Source organism: Oscillibacter sp. PC13, from assembly GCF_900115635.1.
GTDB lineage: Bacteria > Bacillota > Clostridia > Oscillospirales > Oscillospiraceae > Oscillibacter.
Genome location: NZ_FOXE01000012.1, coordinates 13,526 through 33,874 on the forward strand (window position 1 = coordinate 13,526; position 20,349 = coordinate 33,874).

Genomic DNA, 20,349 nt, shown 5'->3' on the forward strand with positions numbered 1-20,349 from the left:
TATGGCAAAAAGGGCCCTGATTCCGATTTTGTTGGCGCTGGTGCTATTGACTGGCTGCGGACAGAAGGAGGGATATGCCAAAGACGGATACGGGGAAGGCGGCATGGGCGATACCATGCACACGTATTTCTTCGACTACACCGTCAACAGTGCCGATACCCGCGATGAATTTGAGGGGTATACGCCTGTTCAGGAGGGCTATGTCCTGCTGGTGGCGGATGTGACAGTAAAGAATACGGGTACGTCAGGTATTGTCATGTATGATACGGACTTTCAGGTGCAATGGAACCAAAAAAGTGAATATGATGTACCAATCACTTACTATACTGACCATATCAGCGATGAACAGCTGCCGACGGAATATGAACTGGCAGCCGATGAGGAGCGAAGCGGCCTTCTGATTTTTGAGGTGCCTGCTGGAAAAAATGAATTCACCATCTCTTACCTGGAGCGATTTGAGGACGGTACTGACACGGGAGAGAAGGGGGATGCTTTTTGCGTTTCCTTCCAGGCGGCTCCCGAAATATAGAGGAACCCCCACCTGCTGTGCAGGTGGGGGTTCTTTTTACCAAACCAATGTCTGGAAATAATCCTCCACAGTCTCCGCTCTTCGAATCAGCTCCGTTGAGCCATCCTCCTTCAGCAGGATTTCAGCAGAGCGAAGTTTACCATTGTAATTGTACCCCATCGAAAAGCCATGGGCACCGGTATCATGAATCACCAACAGATCCCCGATATCGATTTTGGGAAGCATCCGGTCCACGGCGAACTTATCATTGTTTTCGCACAGGCCGCCCGCAATGTCATACTTGTGATCACAGGACTGATCTTCTTTGCCCATAACCGTAATATGATGATAAGCGCCGTACATAGCGGGCCGCATCAGGTTGCAGGCGCAGGCATCCACGCCGATATACTCTTTATAGATATGCTTTTCGTGGGTGGCGCGGGTCACCAGATGGCCATAGGGGGCCAGCATGAAGCGGCCCAATTCCGTGTACAAAGACACGTCATCCATTCCGGCGGGTACCAGAATTTCCTCATAGGCCTTCCGAACGCCCTCGCCAATGATGGCGATATCGTTGTCGGGCTGCTCCGGACGATAAGGAATTCCGATACCACCAGAGAGGTTAATAAAGGTGATATGGCAGCCGGTTTCATGTTTCAGATCCACTGCCAGTTGGAACAAAATACGGGCCAAGGTGGGATAATATTCGTTGGAGATGGTATTGGAGGCCAGGAAGGCGTGAATGCCGAATTCCTTGGCGCCCATAGCGGCCAGTCGGGTATATGCTTCCGCAATCTGGGCGCGGGTCATTCCGTACTTTGCATCGCCGGGGTTGTCCATGACCTGGAAACCCTCCCGTGTTTCGCCCAGAGTGAAAACGCCGCCCGGGTTATAGCGGCAGCAGATTTTTTCGGGAATACGGCCAATGGACTGCTCCAAAAAATCCACCAGGGTCAGGTCATCCAGATTGATGATGGCCCCCAGCTTGTCCGCCAATTGAAATTCTTCTGCCGGCGTATTGTTGGAAGAAAACATGATATTTTCTCCGGAGATATTGCAGCGCCCGGCCATCAAAAGCTCTGTCAGAGAGGAACAGTCACAGCCGCAGCCCTCCTCCTGCAGGATCTTCAAAATGGCAGGTGTGGGTGTGGCCTTTACAGCAAAATATTCCCGGTAGCCCGGATTCCAGGAAAAGGCGGCTTTCAGGCGGCGGGCATTTTCACGAATACCTTTTTCATCGTATAGATGGAACGGCGTGGGATACTGCGCCACAATTTTTTCCAGCTGTGCTTTGGTCACAAAGGGCGTTTTCATGAGAGAGAACCTCGAATCCTTCAGTGTGGAGCGGCACGCTTACTTTGCCGCAATTTAGAACCATTTTACGAGTTTATGGCGGCATATGTCAAGGAATTTGACAAAAAAGGGCGTATTATACGGAATTTTCAAAAAAGCGGAGGACATTTTGTCTGTTTTTTAATTTCAGCTGCCAATGAAAACGATCAAACCCTGCTTTTTCTCAGCGCTGCCAGTGAATGAAAACGCTGTTCTTCTGAAAAGACAACCCTTGTATTCAATGGAATCGTGTATTACAATAAGAATACAAATCAATTCCGCCGACGGCGGGAGAGGAGGCTGACAGATGCAGAGAGTACTCGTAAATGCTATGGGAGATCAATGTCCGCTTCCAGTGGTAAAGGCCACGCGGGCCCTGCGGGATATGAAGGAGCCTGGAGAACTGGAAGTACACGTGGACAATGAAATTGCGGTGGAGAACTTAAAAAGAATGGCGGCAGGAAACCATCTTTCCGTTCAGGTACAACAAAACGGCACGGCGGATTTCACTGTGGTCATGGCTGTGACAGAAATTTGCGGAGATCGCCCTATGGAAGAAGCTCCGCTTCCGTGTGCTCCGGTATCCCAAAAGGGCGGCAGTTTTGTGGTGGCTGTGGATACAGACATCATGGGGCGCGGCAATGAGGAACTTGGAAAGACCTTAATGAAAGGGTTCCTGTTTGCCGTCAGTCAGCTGCCGCAGCTGCCGGATACCGTATTATTCTATAACGGCGGCGCCAAATTGACGGTGGAGGGATCGGTTTCTCTGGAGGATTTGCGCAGCATGGAAGCCCGGGGAGTAAAAATCCTGACCTGCGGTACCTGTCTGAATTATTATGGCCTGACAGAGCAGCTGGCAGTCGGATCCGTTACCAATATGTATGAAATTGTGGAGACACTGGCTGGAGCCGCGAAGGTGGTTAAGCCGTGATCTACCTGGATAACGCTGCGACTACCCACCCAAAGCCGCCCGGTGTGGCAGCTGCTGTGGCGGCAGCTATGGACGGCTTTGGAAACTGCGGGCGGGGAGCCTACCAGGATGCGCTGTCAGCCGCCCGTGTGGTTTACGAAACCCGGGAACAGGCAGCTGAGCTGTTTGGCTGTTCCCGGCCGGATCATGTGGTATTTACGGCCAATATTACAGAGTCGCTGAATATCGCATTGTTTGGACTTTTGAATCCGGGAGATCATGTAATTTCCACGGATTTGGAGCATAATTCCGTCCTTCGGCCGCTGTACCGCCTGCAAAAAGCGGGAACAGCTGTTGATTTTGTCCCGGCGGACAGCAATGGTCAAATTGACTATGAGGATTTCACACGGCTTCTCCGGCCTCAGACAAGGGCGGTGGTCTGTACTCACGCCTCTAACGTCACGGGAGATTTGACGGATCTTGATAAAATCGGATCCTTCTGCCGCTCCCATGGCTTGCTGTTCATTTTGGATACGGCCCAGACGGCCGGTGTGTTTCCAATTGATATGGAACGGCAGCAGATTGATGTGGTGTGTTTTACGGGGCACAAGGGTCTTATGGGGCCGCAGGGCACCGGAGGAATCTGCCTTCGGGAACATGTGGAAATCCGCCCCTGGAAGACAGGCGGGACAGGGGTCCAAAGCTTTTTGGAAGACCAGCCGATGGAGTATCCGACCCGATTGGAGGCCGGTACACTGAACAGCCACGGGATTGCCGGCCTCCATGCGGCGCTGGCCTTTCTGAAGGAAACTGGATTGGAGACCATTCACCGGCGGGAGGATGCCATGGCCAGGCGGTTTTATGAGGCGGTTCGGAAGCTTCCAGGTGTCAGAGTTTACGGGAATTTCACAGCGCAGGAGCGAGCCGCGGTTGTCTCATTGAATATTGCGGACCTGGATGCGGCGGATGTATCAGATGAGCTGGGGGAGAGATTTCAGATTGCCACCCGTCCCGGAGCTCACTGTGCACCCAGAATGCACCGGGCACTTGGGACTGAGCGGCAGGGCATCGTCCGCTTCTCCTGGTCGTACTTCAACAGCGAGGAAGAAACCGATCTGGCGGCGGAAGCTGTGCGGATTCTGGCGGCGGAGGCACGGTAGCATGCGGGAGAAGACAGAAAAATTCGTGGTGACCTTCCGGACAACCGCCGGGGCCATAGCAATGGAACGCGCCTGCCATGCAGCGGATGTTCCCGGCAGGCTGATTCCGGTTCCCAGAAGCATCACCGCGGGATGCGGCATGTGCTGGGCGGCGCCGCCCGAGGCCCGGGCGGAGGTTGAGGAGTTGATTGTGCACGAACGCTTGGATGTGGACGGATTATATGCTATACTCCTGTGAGAGGTGATGAGCATGGCCACCAACTGTGAAGAGTGCGTGTATTATGACTATGATGCGGAAGCGGATGTATACAGCTGTACCATGGATCTGGACGAGGATGAAATGGAACGGTTCCTCCGCAGTGCCAATCAGGCATGTCCCTTTTATCGCCGGGGAGATGACTATAAGACCGCCGGACGGCAGTGAGGGAGCGAAGGATGGAACTGGTAGACTTGTATGATGAGAACCGTGTGCCCCTGGGACGGACAGCGGAGCGATATGGGAAAAAAGGTGCTGGAGAGTACCGCATTGTAGTCCATATCTGTGTATTTGACCGGGAAGGCCGCATGCTGATTCAGCAGCGGGCACCGGAGAAACGCATCTGGCCAAACCGGTGGGATGTGGCGGCGGCGGGCGGTGTGGATGCCGGGGAAACCAGCCACCAGGCGGCGGAACGGGAGTTTCGGGAGGAGCTTGGAATTGCGTTGGATCTGCAAGGCCTGCGGCCATCGATATCCGTGAATTTTGAGGCAGGGTTTGACGACTTCTTTATCGTGGTGCGGGATTTAAAGCTTGCAGATTTGAAACTCCAGCAAGAAGAGGTTGCTCAAGTCCGCTGGGTGACGCTGGAGGAGGCAGAGAGCATGGTGTCCAATGGAGAATTCATTCCCTATCCGGACGGGTTCCTGCGATTTCTGTATGAGATGCGTGGGAGCTTTGGATTCCCAACCAAATAAATCAGCGCCGGAAGATATCTTCCGGCGTTGCGCTTCATTTGGCGCAAATTACCTTAAAATGTGGCGCAAAGCTGATCGCGATTACGGACAAGGCTGCCTCCCCACCGGCATCCGGCGAGGATGTTGTCTTAACAATTAGTACCAATAACATGTGTTTTAATAATTCCCATGTCATTACGCAGTTTTACTCCGGACTCATCACGTACAGCGTCATTCAACGGGTGGGTACGGATGCCGTGGAGACAGGACAAAAGCATTTGGACGGAATAACCGGCACCAGGAAATTCTATTAATCGTATTTTTGCGCGGTGTTGCCTTAAAGCTGCTGGACGCATGGATGAAAAAGCGCCAACGCAGTCAGGAGAGATATGCTGCATTTCCGCAGTCTGATGAACGACTACCATCTGAGAGATTTGAGCAGCAAAATCAAGTCTGTGCTTTACTCCAAAATGAAAAGCGGCCAGTATATCGCCTCATACGCGCCCTACGGGTATCGCAAAAGCGACGAGGATAAACACAGGCTTGTCATTGACGAAGAAGCTACCGCCATCGTGCGCCGGATGTTCGATATGCGGTGCTCCGGCATTACCTACGGCAAGATCGCCGCTACACTGACTAACGATGGAATTCTTTCTCCGCGCTGGTATTGGGCGGTACATTACGGCAACGGCTCCTGCAAATACGCAAAATTGTGGATGTATACCACCGTAAAGAACATTCTGTGCAGCGAAATCTATTGCGGTAATCTGATTCAAAACAAAATCGGACACCGTTCATACAAGGATGGCACAATGGTTTGCAAGCCGGAAACTGAATGGGTTCGCCACGAAGATGCGCATGAGGCGATTGTTTCCCGTGAGGTATGGAATGCCGTTTAGGAGATCAACCGCCTGGCAAGCCTCCGCACTGTCGATAATAGGCCGCCAAAGCCGTGCATGTTCTCCGGCAAACTGATATGCGCCAGTTGCGGTGCAGCGCTGGGTGCAAACCGCGAGACACAGCGGAGAAAGAATGGCGAAGTCAAAAAATATATTTCCTATTTCTGCTCACGCTACACCGGCTCCGGGCGAAGTGCCTGTTCATGGCACAGAATCTATGAAATGACGCTCTCCGAGCTGGTATTGCGTGAAATCCGCGAATACTCCGAAATGCTGGAGCCTGACAAAAACACCCTGTTGGACAAGCTGAAAAAGCAGGTCATGGCAGATGACAATGGGCGTCAGGAGGATACCCGCCAGGAAATCTCCAGACTGCGCCGCCGCATACAGGAGCTGGAGCGCATGACAGCCAGGCTCTACGAGGATAAGGTCAGCGGTGCGATCAAGGAATCGACATTCGCCATTCTGATAGAAAAAACGAACAGGAGCGTATTCAAAAGGCGGAGCGCCTTGAAACGCTGTTGTCCGAGGTGGAGCGGCATGAACAGGAGGATGAAAATATTCAAAGCTGGGTGTTGGTCATACGAAAGCACCTACACATCCGCGAGCTTGAACGCGAGACAGTGGATGAGCTGATCGACCACATTGAGGTCGGAGAACGCGCCATCGTTTATGGCGCAAGGCATCAGGACATCAAGGTTTTCTACCGCTTTATCGGTCATATCTGAAAGGAGAGCAATTTGGTGTAAATGAACAGATAGTAAGCACATTCCCACGCAGAAATGAAAGCGATTTGCAGTCAGGTTGCTCTGACCTGGCGATTTTGAGAGGTTTGAAAACCCCTTCTCATACGATGTGTGTTCTTGAACAGGTTCTTGAAGGGCATCAGGTCGTTGCTCTCGCTGCTGTCGGTGTCCACGTTGCCGTTGATGGCGATGTAGCGGACGCCGAACATGGGGAATCGCTCCTCGATGTACAAGCCGGTGTGGAGCTGGTTTCGCCCGAGACGGGATAAACCAGATCCGCTGTTTGGGCAGGCTGGCAAGGGAACTGGGTGCCGATTATATCGATATCGTCTCGGCCGATTGATTCAAAACCGGGTTCGGCAATATTGCCGAACCCGGTTTTGCCAAAGGTCCTTTTTTCTGTGTTTGCCTTAACGGGTCTGACAATTTTGTCAGACCCGTTTTTGGTTCTAACTTTCCGGCAATCGTGCCAAAAAGTTCCGCCTACAGGCGGCATTGGGGACTGGGATTTCCCCAGCAAGCGCATTTTGACATCAAAATGTTATGCTTGTGACAATAAGAACGAGCTAGGTATCAACTGTACGTCCTGTCTGGAGATGGTCGGTAGCGTTGTACTGTATACCACTTCCGAAATATCCTCCAGCGTGACGTACTGACCGGTCTGTGTTGCGATGGGGTAACTCAGGAGAGAAGTGATATTTGTCATCGGCATACTCCAGTACTACATCACATTCCTCGTCTTCGTAATCAATGGTAGTCCTGGATTTCATACCAGCCCTGCGTGCGGATGGTGGAAGGAGGATTCTCTTAACCGTCAATGACGTTCTGCTCCAGAGCGGAAAAGACCTCGGTCATGGTCATGGGGCCACCGCACAGCCTAGGCATTCGCCGATTTTCACCATGACTTCCAGGGTGGGTATCCGCAGCTTCAGGTCCTTGAGATCGGCCAGGCTTTCCACCTTGCGGTTGAGTGTCATGACCCGGAATCCGTCGGGAACAATGCCGTTGACCGTAAGCCGAGGGAGGTCACGTCACCGATGAGCTGCTGGCCGCAGTCCTGCTCATAGAGCGCTTCCCGGGCCTGGTCAAAGGCGGACAACAGGAAGGGCAGCCGGAATGTGGCGACGGAGGGAATCCGCTCCTGGAAGATGGTACCCACGACAGCCATTTCATAGGTGTTGTTGCGCAGTCACAAAGCAAACAATTTCGGACATTTTTTGCGGATATCCATTGTTCCGTTCCCAGCGGCTTGCTATAATAAAACGTTAAATTTCCACCTGACTGAAAAAATTTTCTTTAAATCCAGAAAATTTCTTGTTTTTTTGCGCGTTTGATTTTTGAGGTTGAAAAAAACCTGCGTTTCAAAGCAAATGGTTTCAAAATATTTCTAACATAATAGATATTCGAAAATCAGACAGTTTGCCTGGGCAAACAGGCTCCGAAGAGCCGGGAAGGAGCATTCCATGAAACAAAAGATCGGTACAGCCATTCTCAATAGCAACCAGACCTTAAATCGGCAGATTATCCACATTGATGCTCCCAATATACGGCTGTATGTCTATTGGATCTTTTTACGGTCCGGACACAGTGAGAGCCTGCTTTCGGAACGCAATAAGCACTCTTTTTACGAGCTGCAGCCGATGCAGGAAGGGTTCATCCGTCAGACGGCGGAGACGGGATGAACCGCGCAGCAATACACAGTGGAAGCGGGGCAATTCATAATTGTTCTGCCTAACCGATATCATCAGGTGGGCGAGGCATCTGAGATGGGAGTGCGCTTCAGCGCTGCATTTCAAATTGGGAGCACGGCCCCTTATGCGCTGGCTGCGCTGGAAGAGATCCACCGTACCGCTGTCTTTACTGCGCTGGAGAGCGCGGGAGCCTATATTCAACTGATGAAGCAGGTTTCCGGAGGGAGCGCCCCCTGGGCTTCCCGAGAAATCTCCAATCAGCTGCAGTGCCGGCTACTGCAGCTGATGGCAGCTGTTCTGGCAGTGATCGCGCCGATTACCCAGCGGGATATGAAGCCGGGACGTTCCGCCCGGATGGTGCGAGAGGTACAGAAGTTCATCGCGGAACACATTGCCGACGGAATCACGGTGGAGGATGTTGCGGCCAGTCTGGGACGCAGATCCAGGCAGCTCAACTGGATTTGTCGCAGCCAATCCGGTAAGACCCGGAATCAACTTATTGGCGCGGAGAAGATCAATTACATCAAAGAATTGATCGGCACGTCCAGTCTGTCGTTTGTGGAGATTGCGTCGATGTCCGTTTTTTCCAGCGAATATGCCTTGAACCGCTTTTTCAAATATGCAGAAGGGTACACCTTGGGGCAGCATCGCCGGCTTGCCACACTGTCCTGACAAGAGCAGAATGATGCGGGGATAGGTCAATCTGTGTTGTCCCTGGAGCCTGTAAAATCTGCAGAAAACTGCCCCGCCTGTTTTTGGGCGGGCCAGTTTTCGGATCAAGAGAAGGTGCGCTGGCATGGGCGGCGCGAAGGCGTGCGCGCTATGCTCCACTTTTGTGGTGAGAGGGTCAGGGCCGTGGGATCTGCTTTTCCGTGGTAACCAAGGCAACCCCGATGCAGTTGATGATGAGGCTGGCGAACACATGGCCGGAATTCAGAGGGTCCCCTAGCATGATGGCAGAGCTGAACACACCCAGTACCGGGGAGAGCAGGGAGAAGATCATGATTTTGCTCAGCGGATTGTACTTGTAGAGCTGATTGGAAAAAATGAGGGCCGCACCGCTGGTTAGAATCAAAACCGCGGTGGGAAGTGCGGCAGAACGCCCGGAATCAAACGAGAGCGCCCCATTTCCGCATACTCCGATGACAATCAACAGGGTTCCGCTGATGACAGACTGCCAGCCTCCTACCCAAATGGCGCTGCGGCCCCGGGAAATGATTTTGACATAGGCGGCGCCAAAGGAGCCGGAAACCTGGCCCAGCAGCAGTAAAAGCGCTCCGAAAAGGGAGGTGGTCACACCGCCATGGAGATCTTCCCAGTTGAGGATTACTACGGCCACAACACCCAGAATGCAGCCCAGAACTTTGTGGGGGGTCAGGGCATCTTCCTTGAACAACAGGGCGGAAATCAGAATTCCGCAAAAAGCGCCTGCACTGGAAAGAATGGATGTCTGGATACCGGAGGAGAAGGCGGCGCCGAAGTTGAAGAAGAGATATTGTGCTACGCCCATAATCAGCCCCAGTTTCGTAAGCTGCCAAAAGTCCGCAAGACTTTCCGGCAAGAGGCGTTGGCCGCGAAAAACATGGTAAGCAAGACCAATGATGCCGGCGCCGCACAGACGGAGCCCTGCAAAATGGATGACTTCAAAAACATCTTCACCGGACACGCCAAACCCTGCATAGCTCATTTTGGTCAGGGGGCCGGAGATGGCCCAGAAGAACTGTACGATGATGATAAATGCATAAACGGATACTCCGCCGGCGTAGAGCGCTTTTTCCCGTTCTTCCCGGAGGTGGACTGTGTTGTTCATTTATCAATGCCCCCTGTTATTTGTAATCATAGAGCACTGCATTGAGCAGAAAGTGCAGTGCGAAATCTACGAAGAAAAATGCATCTCTTTAAATCCGTTTAAATCAAAAAGAATCAAAAAATTCAGGCAATTGCCTGGATTTCCCTGTAAAGCCTTGATTTTTCTGCCTTACTCTGATATAACATAGATATGAGTTTTCCTTGATGCGATTTACGAGAATGAATAAAGGCTGGTAAAAAAATGATTCGTGCCGAACGCATTGAAAAGATCAAAAGTCTTGCAAAAGGGCGAGAAATTATTACTTGGGAAGAGCTTCAAGACTGCTTGGGGGTATCGAAGGCTACGGTACAGCGCGACGCAAACATTTTGTGTAGTGCCAGTGTTTTGAGGAAGACTCGGGGCGGGGTAATTTTCATTCAGGAGCCCGATGCCCACGAGCTCTCCAACACCGCCCGGGAAGTTACCAATAAAGAGGCCAAGCGAAGAATTGCGACGGCAGCGCTGGAGTTTGTGCCCCGGGATTCGTTTGCGATGATGGATTCCGGGTCCACGGTGCTGGAGCTGGCGCGGCAGATCCCGCCGGAGACTCCCATGACCGCCATCACATATTCCCTGTCCACTGCGATTGCGTTGGACAGCAAACCCAATATTGAGATTTACTTTACCGGCGGAAAGCTCCGGAAGGATTTTATGGCCTGCCACGGCTACTTTGCCGAGAATATGCTGGGCCAGTTTCACGCCAGTGTCTGCTTTTTGGGTGCTGATGCGGTCAGTGTGGAAAACGGCATCAGCGAGCACAACATGTACGATGTACGGCTTAAGCAGATTATGATTGAAAACTCTGCCACGGTGGTTTTATTGGTGGATCATTCCAAATTTACCAACAGTGCCTTTATTCATGTGGCACCGTTGGAACAGGTGGATGTCCTGATTACGGATGCGAATCTGGACCGGGCAACGATGCAGGAGCTTTCCAAACGGAAGGTGGAGGTTATTCAGGTCCCCGGTGATGCGTGAGTGCTGCTGATTTTGCAGAAAAGCGGCACGCAAAAAAAGAATCGATGAAAAGAAAAGACGCCTTGGGTTGGAATCCCAAGGCGTCTTTGGAGTTTTACATGTCCTTGGTTTCTTCGGCCTGGAGGGCTTCACCAGATCCGTCGCTCAGAGGCTGGGCGTTGAGGGCCGTGGTCATCATTTCCATCTGGGTGTCGTGATCCAGGGTGGCGATGACAGCGTTGATCTTGTCCTTGAGTTCCGTGTTGCCCTTGGCAATGGGGATACCGGCGCACAGAGCGGAGAGTTCCACGTCAAAGCCCTTGCCCTCGTCAAAGGTAACCCAGGTCAGGTCGGGGTTGGACAGGCAGGCGGACTGGGCCTCAGACAGACCCGTGATGATGCCGTCGACCTTGCCAGATCCGACTGCAACAAACAGCTCTGGCAGACCGCTCAGGCAGGGCTCAGCCTGCACGTTGGGAATCTGCTGCACCAGAGGCTCCCAGATGGTGGCGATCTGCGTGGTGATCTTCGCACCGTCGAAGTCCTCCAGAGAGGTGGCATTGACATAGGGGCTGTCCTTCCGCACGACCATGATGCAGCCGTTATTCCAGTAATAATCGGAGAAGTCCACGGACTGGAGACGCTCCTCGGTCACACCCAGGGTGGAGATGCAGCAGTCCAGCTTGCCGGAGACAACGCCGGGAATCAGGCCGTCCCAGTCGGTCTTGATGATCTTGAGATCCCAGCTGTAGGTATCGCAGATCATGCGGGCAATCTGCACGTCGTAGCCGCAGACATACTGATTGGTGCCGTCGATGGGCCATGCGCCGTTGGAGTCATCGTCCTGAGTCCAGCCGAAGGGGGCCGCACTACAGTTCATGCCGACGCGGAGCACGTAGCCCTCGCCGTAGGTTTCTTCGGTGCTGGTTGCATCACCGCCGTCGTCAGACGGAGTGGTGTCATCCTGTTGCTTGCTGCCGCCGCAGGCGGTCAGGCCAACCAGCGTGAGGGTTGCCAGCAGTGCTGCCAAGAGTCTTTTCACGTTTTTCATACTGTCCTCCCAAAAAATGATGATATTAGCTCCTGTGGGATCCACAGGAAAAGCTACTGGAGTTGTGTCCCGGCTAAGTCCGGGAGTGGATGGCCATGCAGTCTTACGGAAGCTGGTGCATCAGATTCCGGGTGCGCTGGTAGAGAGCTTCGTACAGATCCAGATACTTCTGATACAGGGCATGGCGCTGAGGGTCCGGAATCACCGGCCGGCTCAAGGGCATGGCCCACTTGAGAGCCGGGAAGTCCGGAAGAATCCCGCATCCGATGGCGGCCATACAGGCGTCACCGTAACTGGCGGTCTGCCAGTCCTGCGCGACCTGCACCGGCATGCCGATGACATCTGCTGCAATCTGCATCCAGACCGGATTCTTGGTGCCGCCGCCGGCAATGATCACCCGGGCCGGCGTCAGGCCGTGATTTTGAAACAGCCGCATATGGGACCCCAGAGAGTAGGCAACGGCTTCCAATGCTGCACGGTTAATTTCCTTGCGGGTATGGCTGCCGGAAAGACCAAACATCACGCCTTTTGCATCCGGGTCATTGATGGGGCTGCGCTCTCCGTAGAAATACGGCAACATAATCAGACCGTTGCTGCCTGGAGGAACCTGTGCTGCCTCTTGCACCATAACGGAATAGGCATCCGGACCGCCGCTCTGGGCGGCCTGAACCTCCTGGGCATAGTAGAGATCCCGTACCCATTTGGTCAGGGTTCCGGCGCAGTTGGTTCCGCCGGTGGCGGCATAGCTGCCGGGAATGGTAAAGGGATAGCTGCCGGGGAAGTAATCGGCTGCGCAGGCATCCATCTGGCCCTCCAGGCAATAGATGTAAAACATGGTGGACCCGAACTGGACAAACAGGGTCCCCGGGAATACAAGTCCGCCAGCAATGGATTCCGCGGTGGAATCTCCCGTGCCGACAATGACAGGGGTCCCCTCCAGAAGTCCGCATGCCGCCGCTGCCTCGGCGGTAACGCCGCCGGCAATATCGGTCACATTGCCGATGGCGGCCACCTGATCGGCCCGGCAGAAGCGGGGGCCGTCCACCTCGTTGTATGTTCCGTCCTGCCGGTAGATCGGACGGAAAGCCGCCTTGGCCAGATAACTGTCGATGGTGAACTTTCCGGTGAGCTTTGCAGTGAGGTACGAAGAACCCGTCAGGAATTGATACGTGTTGGCATAGACCTCCGGCTCATTGTCCTTGATCCAGAGTATCTTGGTGGCAATGTCGTCCGACCGGGGGATATGGCCGAACATGGCACTCGCGCCGTCTTCGCCCAGCTCCCGAATGAGCGCTTCGATCTGGGGGCCGGAGCGTGCATCAATTCCATAAAGAATGGCCTTGCGCAGGGGGCGGCACGATTTGTCCACTGGGATGCAGTCGCAGCCCATGACGCTGGTTCCCACTCCTGCGATTTGTTCCGGTTCCACGCCGGCCTGATCCATCAGGCCGCGGCAGATCTTGCAAAAATCGGACCACCAGATCTCCGCATCCATCTCAAAATAATTAGGCTGCGGGTTCTCCATGGCGTGGGGAACAGAAAAACTGGCGATGGGGCGGAAGCTCCCGTCGATCAGAACGCCCTTGGATTCGTTTGTACCAATGTCCACGCCAAGGAGCAGCTTGTCTTTCAATGCACTCATATTGATTCCTGCCTTTTGCTTGCGGGGCGCTTATCGCCGGGCGATTTCCATAAAGGACTTTACCTTCTCCAAGTCTACCCGGCCGTCAGGACCCTTCAGGGCAGTACCCACGCAGGCACCATCTGCGATCTGCAAAATCTGCTCGATGGTATCATGGCGGCAGCCGGTGTTGCAGAAGACGGGAACGTTCTTTTTCTTTGCCAGGGAACACACTTCTTCCAGATATCCCATGCTGGTCTCCTGACCGGCTCCGGGGCCGGATACGCACAGGCCGCCCATGAAGCCGCCCTGGCAGAGCTCGTTCATGAGGGCTTCCGTGGTCTGGTCGCCCAGGCGGGCGTCGCCTTCGGGATTGAACTTGCACAAGAGCTGAATCTCCGGATGGCCCAGCGTATATTTAAGACGGACCATATCGCCGTAGTTGACGCTGTGCAGGCCGTATGCACCGGTATACGCGCCGCCGAAAGCGCTGCGCCCGAAGGATGCACCCAAGGCGGCTGCCATCTTAATGGTTTCTTCCGGATTGTAAACAACGTTTACGCCAAAGGGAACGCGGATATTCTTTTTCAGAGAGCCGATGACGGCTGCCATGGCCATCAGAGTGACCGTGCTGGTGTGCGGGGTGATGGGAAAGCAATATTCGTTGGCGATCAGAATGCCGTCCACGCCGCCGTCCTGCAGTGCTTTGAGGTCTGCCGCCGCATGCTCCATGATGGTGTCCAGAGAACCGCAGAATGCAGGCTCGCCGGGCAGAGCGTCCAGGTGCAGCAATGCGATAATAGGTTTATCGGTACCAAACAGATTTTTCGTCCACATGGGTGTCATCTCCTAAATGTTGTTCCCTGACCGGGGGATAAGCCGTGATCCGGCCTTTGCGATTACATATAGTTCTGCAAGATGCGGTAGGATTGTGCATCTGCTGCTGCCGGATCGTCATAGTACCGGCCGTCGGTGATTTCCTGCGTCAGAGCACCGTGGTAATGGTTGGCCGCAATGGCTGCCAAATAGCCCTCCAAGGAGCAGTTCCCGTCTCCCCAAGCCAGATGAAAATAGGGCGTTCCATCCACAAAGTGCATATGTGCGATCTCACTACCGAAGGCAGCAAACCATTCCTCCATCGTCTCGCCCGCCACCGCCATGGCGCAGGTGTCGATCATGGGTTTGATATTGCCGCAGCTTAGCTCTCGCAGGTATTGCTGCAGTGTGGGCAGACTGTTGACCAAGTTGGACTCCGCGGCCCGCAGGCTCTCCATCACCAGGGTAATGCCCAAGGACTCGGCCTCCTGACAGTACCAGGCCATGAAATCCAGGCTGCGCTTCCAAGCTTCTTCCCGGGACTCGTCCAGCAGGCCCCAGCCGGAGTGGCATGCCACCTGGGGGCAGTCCAGATCCGCTGCTAGTTCCAGAGCATGACGGAAATATCGCCTGCATTGGGCGATGGTTTCCCGGCCGGCTGCTGCGTATTGCCAGGGGCCCATGCAGTTGTCCGGTGTCACGCAGATCACACGCATCCCGGAGTTTCGAATGGTTTGGATCAGGGGGCTGCGCTTGGCAATGCCCTCTGCGGTCATTTGAACGTGAGGGGCGGCACAAAAGAGCTCGATGCTCTGATATCCGGCCCGTTTCTGCGCCTCCAGCATGTAGGAAAGAGAGTGGTAATGGTAGTGGATGCCCATGGCTGCCGGCTGTTCCGGAGAAAGGACTGCTTGCGCCATTTGCGTGCCTCCTTTTGTATGGAAAACCATTAGATTGGGAAGGGAATGTTATCCCTGGCGGTACCGGCTGAGGAACTCCTTGGTCCGGGCCTGCTGGGGATGATTGAATACCTGGTCGGGAGTACCCTGTTCCAGGATAATGCCGGCGTCCATGAAGACCACACGGCTGGAAATCTCCTTGGCAAACATCATCTCGTGGGTGACGATGACCATGGTGATGCCGGATTCCGCCAGAGAGCGGATGACTTCCAGCACCTCGCCCACCATCTCCGGATCCAGTGCGGAGGTGGGCTCATCAAACAAAATCAGGTCCGGCTGCATGCACAGGGCCCGGGCAATGGCGACACGCTGCTTCTGGCCGCCGGACAGCTGAGACGGCCTGGCATTGCGGTAGGCGCTCATGCCCACCACCTTGAGATATTTCCGTGCCAGGGCCGCGGCTTCTGCCTTGCTCTTCTTGCTGACTAGCTGGGCGCCGATCATGCAGTTTTTCAGGGCGCTCATATTGGCGAAGAGATTGAAAGACTGAAACACCATGCCCACGCGGGAACGGAACCGGTTTTTATCCTTGGGGCGGTAAGACACGGGGCTTCCCTCGAAGATGATCTCGCCGCCGCTGGGCGTTTCCAGCATGTTGATGCAGCGCAACAGCGTGGATTTTCCAGAGCCGGAGGACCCGATCACGCTGATGACTTCGCCCTTTTGCACCTCAAAATCAATGTCCTTAAGGACCTGATGGGTACCGAAGCTTTTTTCCAAATGCTTGATCTGCAGGATTGCTTCACTCATGACTGCGCGACCTCCACTTCATTTTCATCGTCCAAAGTCAGCTCATAGTTACGGGATCCCTCCAGCAGACGGCCCAGAAGATGTAGCAAGCGCGACATGGTGAAGGTCAGAATAAAATAGATGGCGCAGATGATGAGATAGGTTTCAAAGAACTTGAAATAGGTGCCTGCAATGCTCTTTGCGGCAAAGTACAACTCCGTAACGGCAATGACATTGAGCACTGAAGTATCCTTGATGGCGGAGATAAAGGTGTTGCCGATCTGCGGAATGAGGTTTTTGAAAGCCTGAGGCATAATCACGTAAAGCATGATCTGGCCGTAGCTCATGCCGACGGCCTGGCCGCCTTCAAGCTGACCGGGATCAATGCCGCCGATGGCGCCGCGAACAGATTCGGACATGTATGCGCCGATGTTCAGGGACAGCACCAATACACCTGCAGAAAAAGAGGGAATGTCCAGACCCCAAAGAGACATGGTGCCGTAGTACACGACGGTGGCTTGCACCATCATGGGAGTACCCCGGAAGATCTCAACGTAAATGGCCAGAACGGCTTTTACCAAAGCGGTCAGGCCCCGGGAGATGGGAGAAGCACCGGGATCTACCACAACGCTGCGGACAACACCCACTGCAAAGCCGATCAGGCATCCCCAAATGGTGCCGATGACGGCCAACTCCAGTGTGACGCCCAGACCGCGCAGGAAGTCTATGTAATACCGCTCTACGAGAAACATCACCCATCCGAAAAAGGTTGTTGGCAAATCCATGTTGATACGCTCCCCTCAAGTTGTGTATTCCTGAAATGGAATTTATACGCGGCGGTTCGCTGCGCGTTTGACAGAGATCTGACTTGCATACTTCTGCGAAGAGACAAGCAGAATATCTCACTAAATAAATCAATTTAAATCATTTTTTTAACATATTACACCAAGTTCACATAGTTGTCAATGCTATCTAGCGTAAAAAACATAAAACGAAACAAAATGGTTCAAAATAGAAAACGACGTGAATGAAAATGAACGAAGACTACAAACACTTGAATTTGTTGGATCAAAGCTTAAAAAAATCACAAAAAAGGAGAAATGTTAAAATGTAAACTTATCTAAAAAAGGTGGGCACATGAAAAACAACCATGTGCCCACCTTTTTTGCTAAAATTAGGTTGGAGGTGGTCAGTTTGAGAAAGGGTCAGAAGAGGCGTATATGGACTTCGGAGCAGAAATCAGAAATCGTACACAAGCATCTGGATGATCATATTTCAGTAAGAACGCTGGAAAGAGAATACCAAGCAGACAGAAGTATGATCTGCCGCTGGGTAAAGAATTTCCTCGCCGAAGGAAAAAGCTCATTTGTATACAAAGGCCATCCTAGCAATCCATTTGCGGCACTACATTCCAGTAAGCATCTTTCTGAAATGGAACAGTTGCGACTTATGGTTGCAAAACTGGAAATCGAAAATGAGCGGTTAAAAAAGGATACTTGGTGGAAGGAGTTGGTGCAAACAAGGAGTTCATTGCTGGAAACGCAAAGAATACGAGGTCATCGAAATTCTCCGCGTAAAATATCCAGTTAACTTTCTCTGCGAAATCCTGGCGGTGAATCAATCTGGTTATTACAAATGGAAGTCACGGCAAGGAAATCTCAATCAGTATGAAAAGGACAGACTTTTGAAAATCCTTTTCGGCATAACAAAAGGGTATCGATTCTAGTCAATGGCCAGAATCGATACCCTTTCAATGCTCGTTGAACGGTAAATTCTAATATTGCCCTTGTGCGGGGGAGCCTTTTGGACTCCGTACGTTTTTTTGTTTAGATTGAAAGCCACAAGGCCTACTGATAAACCCATAAGGGTGGCCACGTAATGACAGGTGCAGGAGGAGATGTAAGGCGAGTTGCATGAGAGCAAGCTGTATAAGCTGAAAACGGTATAAGGAGGGAGCGGCTGAATAAAGGAGCGGCCAGGACGTAGACTTTCCAATATTTTTACAAAGCAGCCTTGGCAGCCTCGTCAAGAAGGTGCATCATGGAGACTTCGTAGGCAATGCGCTCTTCGGTGCGCTGTCCCATAACCTTGTGATAAATACGGCTTTGGATTCGTCCTTCCAAAGAGAGGGCATCCCCCACGCCGAGGTGGCAGGACTGAATGGCCAACTGCCCCCAGGCAATGACAGGCAGATAATCCGCCCGGCCATATCGGCGGGAAACCGCCAGCATGAGATCGCAGATGCTGCGGCCAAGGGGGGTGCGGCGAAAAATGGGCGGCTTACACAGTGTGCCGGATAGGGTAATTTGATTGCGGAATTCCCCGCTTCCTGTTTCCACCTGCAGTGCGTAGACAGTCAGAACCAAACGGCTGCCGACACCGCTGCGATTGTTAAAAGAACGCAGCTGCCCATGGATCCGCACGGACGCGCCGGCGTTCACTGGGGAGAGCAGCGATTCAGGTACCAGTATCGGCAGGGTATCTGCCTGCCCGGACAAGCGGGGAATGCACAGGGAAAAGCGGTAAAACTGGGTTCCGTGGTTTTCGTGGGACAGCTGTGGAGCATCCAAAACCGTTCCTTCCAACCATACATCATTTTTGGATTCCGTCGTCATGTATTCGTCCACCTCTCGGTCGTATCAAGTGTGATATCAGACTTTATGAACGGCACGTCCCGAATAGACCTGTAAAATAAGGGCAAAGCTTGTCCAATTTCTCTTGTAGGCAGAGAAGAATATGGATATAATAACGGGAAGGCAGAACTGTGATTCCAGACAAGGAGGACGGCGCATGGCAAATCTGTTGGATTATCTGGACTGGCGGGGGGATCTGACGCTCCTGCAGGATCCCTTTAACGAGGTAGACAACTTAATTCTGGCGGAATTGTCCTTTGTGGATTTTAAAGAAACTGTCCCGGGGCCGGGAGAGGGAGAAAGCATTCCTCTATGGGCTGCAGCAGAGGCATTCTTTTCCCGCTTTCCTGCCCGGGAAAAAATTGACATGGGCGTGCTGGTGCCGGACGCTATCCCGGATATGCTGCGGAAGATGGCGGATTCCCGCCGGTTCCGGGATATGAAGCTAAATTGTTTTGTGGACTGGCTGGATGTCGGAAAGGGAGAGCAGTTTGCCGCCCTGACGATTGAAACGGGGGATGGGGCACTCTACCTGTCCTTCAGAGGCACGGACGATACGCTGGCCGGCTGGAAGGAGGACTTCAATCTGGCCTGTATGCCGGAGGTACCAGCGCAGAAAAAGGCTGTTCAGTATGTGAAAGAAGTGGCGGGACAATTTCCACGGAAGAAGCTTCGCCTGGGTGGACATTCAAAAGGCGGCAATTTGGCGGTGTATGCCGGTGTATTCTGCCCGGCGGCTATCCAGCGGCGGATGAATGCCATTTGGTCCAATGACGGTCCGGGATTTCATGAGGAACTCCTGGAGCTGCCACAGCATAAGCGGGTGGAAGACCGCATTCACTCGATTGTGCCAAAATCCTCTGTAGTTGGAATGCTGCTGGAACATGAGGAGGCATATGCGGTGGTGGACAGTGATCAACTGGGACTCTTGCAGCACGACGGTTTTTCCTGGCAGGTGATGGGAAACCATTTTATTACGCTGCGGCAGATGACGCGCCAAGCCCATATGAGTGATATGGAACTCCGAACATGGATACATGGGATGCCGATGGAACAGAGAGAGAAGTTTGTCAACGCACTGTTCCATGTTCTGACGGCTTCAGGTGCCGTTACACTGACCGATCTGAAAGCAGACAGCTTTAAGGCGGTGGGGGCGATTGTCAAGGCCATGAAGGATTTGGATAAGGAGACCAGGGATGGTTTGCTGGAGTTTATGCGCATTCTCTTCATGAGCAATCTCCGCCTGACACTGGAAGGAATCCAGGAGGAGAGTGAAAAGAAACGCGCGGTTTTACACTGGAACCTGAGAAAAAAGAGAGAAGATGAGAGCTGACTCCTTATGCTCAGCGGGGGAGAAGATTCTCAGGGGGGGTATCAAACTTCATGCGCCGTGGCGTACCCCGCCACGATAGAAGGCAAAGCCGATGGCGCATAAGGTTTCGCGCATGTGGGCCACCCCCGGCCACGCACTGAAATTTTGGGCCGTGCCCTCGGAGACGGCACATGGTCATTTTGCTATGTTTTTGCATAGCAAATATATCAGCAAAAGGAGCTC

At 53.1% G+C, this 20,349-nt stretch carries 27 protein-coding genes; 15 read left to right on the forward strand and 12 right to left on the reverse strand.

The genetic code is table 11. The features are described 5' to 3' along the window. The first annotated feature begins 1 nt into the window (after position 1). A complete protein-coding gene (locus tag BMZ81_RS08460) occupies positions 2-529 on the forward strand; it encodes a DUF4352 domain-containing protein (RefSeq protein ID WP_091130902.1) in 528 nt (175 codons plus the stop codon). Between the two features lie 36 nt (positions 530-565). Here the strand turns inward: BMZ81_RS08460 and BMZ81_RS08465 are convergent, their stop codons facing one another. Continuing rightward, entirely contained in the window at positions 566-1,822 is a 1,257-nt protein-coding gene (locus tag BMZ81_RS08465; RefSeq protein WP_091130904.1) for a diaminopimelate decarboxylase, read from the reverse strand. 325 nt (positions 1,823-2,147) lie between these two features. Between BMZ81_RS08465 and yedF the strand changes: the two genes are divergently transcribed. The 9 genes from yedF to BMZ81_RS14260 all read left to right on the forward strand — a co-directional run bounded on the left by yedF (position 2,148) and on the right by BMZ81_RS14260 (position 6,470). After that, entirely contained in the window at positions 2,148-2,771 is a 624-nt protein-coding gene (yedF, locus tag BMZ81_RS08470) for a sulfurtransferase-like selenium metabolism protein YedF (RefSeq protein WP_091130906.1), read from the forward strand. Then, positions 2,768-3,910 carry an aminotransferase class V-fold PLP-dependent enzyme gene (locus BMZ81_RS08475; protein WP_091130909.1) on the forward strand — a complete coding sequence of 381 codons (1,143 nt, stop codon included), beginning with the start codon at positions 2,768-2,770 and terminating at the stop codon, positions 3,908-3,910. The genes yedF and BMZ81_RS08475 overlap by 4 nt, the downstream gene beginning before the upstream one ends. Before the next feature lies 1 nt (position 3,911). Next, a complete protein-coding gene (locus tag BMZ81_RS08480; protein WP_091130911.1) occupies positions 3,912-4,148 on the forward strand; it encodes a putative Se/S carrier protein in 237 nt (78 codons plus the stop codon). Between the two features lie 12 nt (positions 4,149-4,160). Continuing rightward, a complete protein-coding gene (locus tag BMZ81_RS14055; protein WP_177187259.1) occupies positions 4,161-4,334 on the forward strand; it encodes a DUF6472 family protein in 174 nt (57 codons plus the stop codon). A gap of 11 nt (positions 4,335-4,345) precedes the next feature. Further along, the gene (locus tag BMZ81_RS08485; RefSeq protein WP_091130914.1) at positions 4,346-4,864 is read left to right on the forward strand and encodes an NUDIX hydrolase; all 519 of its coding nucleotides are present in this window, start codon (positions 4,346-4,348) and stop codon (positions 4,862-4,864) included. Positions 4,865-4,902: 38 nt separating this feature from the next. Next, a complete protein-coding gene (locus BMZ81_RS08490) occupies positions 4,903-5,157 on the forward strand; it encodes a MurR/RpiR family transcriptional regulator (protein WP_091130917.1) in 255 nt (84 codons plus the stop codon). A 75-nt stretch (positions 5,158-5,232) separates the two neighbouring features. Then, a complete protein-coding gene (locus tag BMZ81_RS14250; protein WP_242942598.1) occupies positions 5,233-5,742 on the forward strand; it encodes a recombinase family protein in 510 nt (169 codons plus the stop codon). Positions 5,743-5,799: 57 nt separating this feature from the next. Further along, complete coding sequence (locus BMZ81_RS14255) at positions 5,800-6,378, forward strand: recombinase zinc ribbon domain-containing protein (protein WP_242942599.1); 579 nt, start codon at positions 5,800-5,802, stop codon at positions 6,376-6,378. Continuing rightward, complete coding sequence (locus tag BMZ81_RS14260) at positions 6,315-6,470, forward strand: DUF4368 domain-containing protein (RefSeq protein WP_242942600.1); 156 nt, start codon at positions 6,315-6,317, stop codon at positions 6,468-6,470. Before BMZ81_RS14255 ends, BMZ81_RS14260 begins: the two co-directional genes overlap by 64 nt. A gap of 71 nt (positions 6,471-6,541) precedes the next feature. Here BMZ81_RS14260 and BMZ81_RS14060 read toward each other — a convergent pair whose 3' ends face one another. The 3 genes from BMZ81_RS14060 to BMZ81_RS08505 all read right to left on the reverse strand — a co-directional run bounded on the left by BMZ81_RS14060 (position 6,542) and on the right by BMZ81_RS08505 (position 7,647). After that, positions 6,542-6,697: a hypothetical protein gene (locus tag BMZ81_RS14060; RefSeq protein ID WP_177187260.1), complete on the reverse strand. Its 156-nt coding sequence runs from the start codon at positions 6,695-6,697 to the stop codon at positions 6,542-6,544. Positions 6,698-7,345: 648 nt separating this feature from the next. Continuing rightward, positions 7,346-7,465, reverse strand: coding sequence for a hypothetical protein (locus BMZ81_RS13900; protein ID WP_143072758.1), 120 nt, complete (start codon positions 7,463-7,465; stop codon positions 7,346-7,348). Next, the gene (locus tag BMZ81_RS08505) at positions 7,462-7,647 is read right to left on the reverse strand and encodes a hypothetical protein (RefSeq protein ID WP_091130921.1); all 186 of its coding nucleotides are present in this window, start codon (positions 7,645-7,647) and stop codon (positions 7,462-7,464) included. Before BMZ81_RS08505 ends, BMZ81_RS13900 begins: the two co-directional genes overlap by 4 nt. Positions 7,648-7,951: 304 nt before the next feature. Here BMZ81_RS08505 and BMZ81_RS08510 point away from each other — a divergent pair, with 304 nt between their 5' ends. Together BMZ81_RS08510 and BMZ81_RS08515 are read left to right on the forward strand one after the other, a co-directional pair. Beyond that, positions 7,952-8,170 carry a hypothetical protein gene (locus tag BMZ81_RS08510; RefSeq protein ID WP_091130923.1) on the forward strand — a complete coding sequence of 73 codons (219 nt, stop codon included), beginning with the start codon at positions 7,952-7,954 and terminating at the stop codon, positions 8,168-8,170. 84 nt (positions 8,171-8,254) lie between these two features. After that, entirely contained in the window at positions 8,255-8,851 is a 597-nt protein-coding gene (locus tag BMZ81_RS08515; RefSeq protein WP_091130926.1) for a helix-turn-helix transcriptional regulator, read from the forward strand. A gap of 175 nt (positions 8,852-9,026) precedes the next feature. On the opposite strand, the gene BMZ81_RS08520 is transcribed toward BMZ81_RS08515, so the two are convergent. Beyond that, positions 9,027-9,989, reverse strand: a complete 963-nt coding sequence (locus BMZ81_RS08520) for a DMT family transporter (RefSeq protein ID WP_091130928.1) — start codon at positions 9,987-9,989, stop codon at positions 9,027-9,029. A 240-nt stretch (positions 9,990-10,229) separates the two neighbouring features. Between BMZ81_RS08520 and BMZ81_RS08525 the strand changes: the two genes are divergently transcribed. Then, the gene (locus tag BMZ81_RS08525) at positions 10,230-11,006 is read left to right on the forward strand and encodes a DeoR/GlpR family DNA-binding transcription regulator (protein ID WP_091130930.1); all 777 of its coding nucleotides are present in this window, start codon (positions 10,230-10,232) and stop codon (positions 11,004-11,006) included. 94 nt (positions 11,007-11,100) lie between these two features. Here the strand turns inward: BMZ81_RS08525 and BMZ81_RS08530 are convergent, their stop codons facing one another. From BMZ81_RS08530 to BMZ81_RS08555, 6 genes are all read right to left on the reverse strand, one after another. Then, the gene (locus BMZ81_RS08530) at positions 11,101-12,036 is read right to left on the reverse strand and encodes a transporter substrate-binding domain-containing protein (protein WP_091130932.1); all 936 of its coding nucleotides are present in this window, start codon (positions 12,034-12,036) and stop codon (positions 11,101-11,103) included. A gap of 103 nt (positions 12,037-12,139) precedes the next feature. Next, on the reverse strand, positions 12,140-13,678 hold the full coding sequence (locus tag BMZ81_RS08535) for an FGGY-family carbohydrate kinase (RefSeq protein WP_091130935.1): 1,539 nt from the start codon (positions 13,676-13,678) through the stop codon (positions 12,140-12,142). Positions 13,679-13,708: 30 nt separating this feature from the next. Continuing rightward, a complete protein-coding gene (locus tag BMZ81_RS08540) occupies positions 13,709-14,494 on the reverse strand; it encodes a BtpA/SgcQ family protein (RefSeq protein ID WP_091130938.1) in 786 nt (261 codons plus the stop codon). A gap of 62 nt (positions 14,495-14,556) precedes the next feature. Then, positions 14,557-15,393 carry a sugar phosphate isomerase/epimerase family protein gene (locus BMZ81_RS08545; RefSeq protein ID WP_177187261.1) on the reverse strand — a complete coding sequence of 279 codons (837 nt, stop codon included), beginning with the start codon at positions 15,391-15,393 and terminating at the stop codon, positions 14,557-14,559. Between the two features lie 48 nt (positions 15,394-15,441). Then, complete coding sequence (locus BMZ81_RS08550) at positions 15,442-16,182, reverse strand: amino acid ABC transporter ATP-binding protein (RefSeq protein ID WP_091130942.1); 741 nt, start codon at positions 16,180-16,182, stop codon at positions 15,442-15,444. Further along, on the reverse strand, positions 16,179-16,946 hold the full coding sequence (locus BMZ81_RS08555) for an amino acid ABC transporter permease (RefSeq protein WP_177187262.1): 768 nt from the start codon (positions 16,944-16,946) through the stop codon (positions 16,179-16,181). Before BMZ81_RS08555 ends, BMZ81_RS08550 begins: the two co-directional genes overlap by 4 nt. A gap of 352 nt (positions 16,947-17,298) precedes the next feature. Between BMZ81_RS08555 and BMZ81_RS08560 the strand changes: the two genes are divergently transcribed. Continuing rightward, positions 17,299-17,751, forward strand: coding sequence for a hypothetical protein (locus BMZ81_RS08560; RefSeq protein ID WP_091130946.1), 453 nt, complete (start codon positions 17,299-17,301; stop codon positions 17,749-17,751). 410 nt (positions 17,752-18,161) lie between these two features. Here BMZ81_RS08560 and BMZ81_RS08565 read toward each other — a convergent pair whose 3' ends face one another. Further along, on the reverse strand, positions 18,162-18,776 hold the full coding sequence (locus BMZ81_RS08565; RefSeq protein ID WP_091130948.1) for a single-stranded DNA-binding protein: 615 nt from the start codon (positions 18,774-18,776) through the stop codon (positions 18,162-18,164). Between the two features lie 175 nt (positions 18,777-18,951). Here BMZ81_RS08565 and BMZ81_RS08570 point away from each other — a divergent pair, with 175 nt between their 5' ends. Then, positions 18,952-20,127: a DUF2974 domain-containing protein gene (locus BMZ81_RS08570; protein ID WP_091130951.1), complete on the forward strand. Its 1,176-nt coding sequence runs from the start codon at positions 18,952-18,954 to the stop codon at positions 20,125-20,127. Positions 20,128-20,349 lie beyond the last annotated feature (222 nt).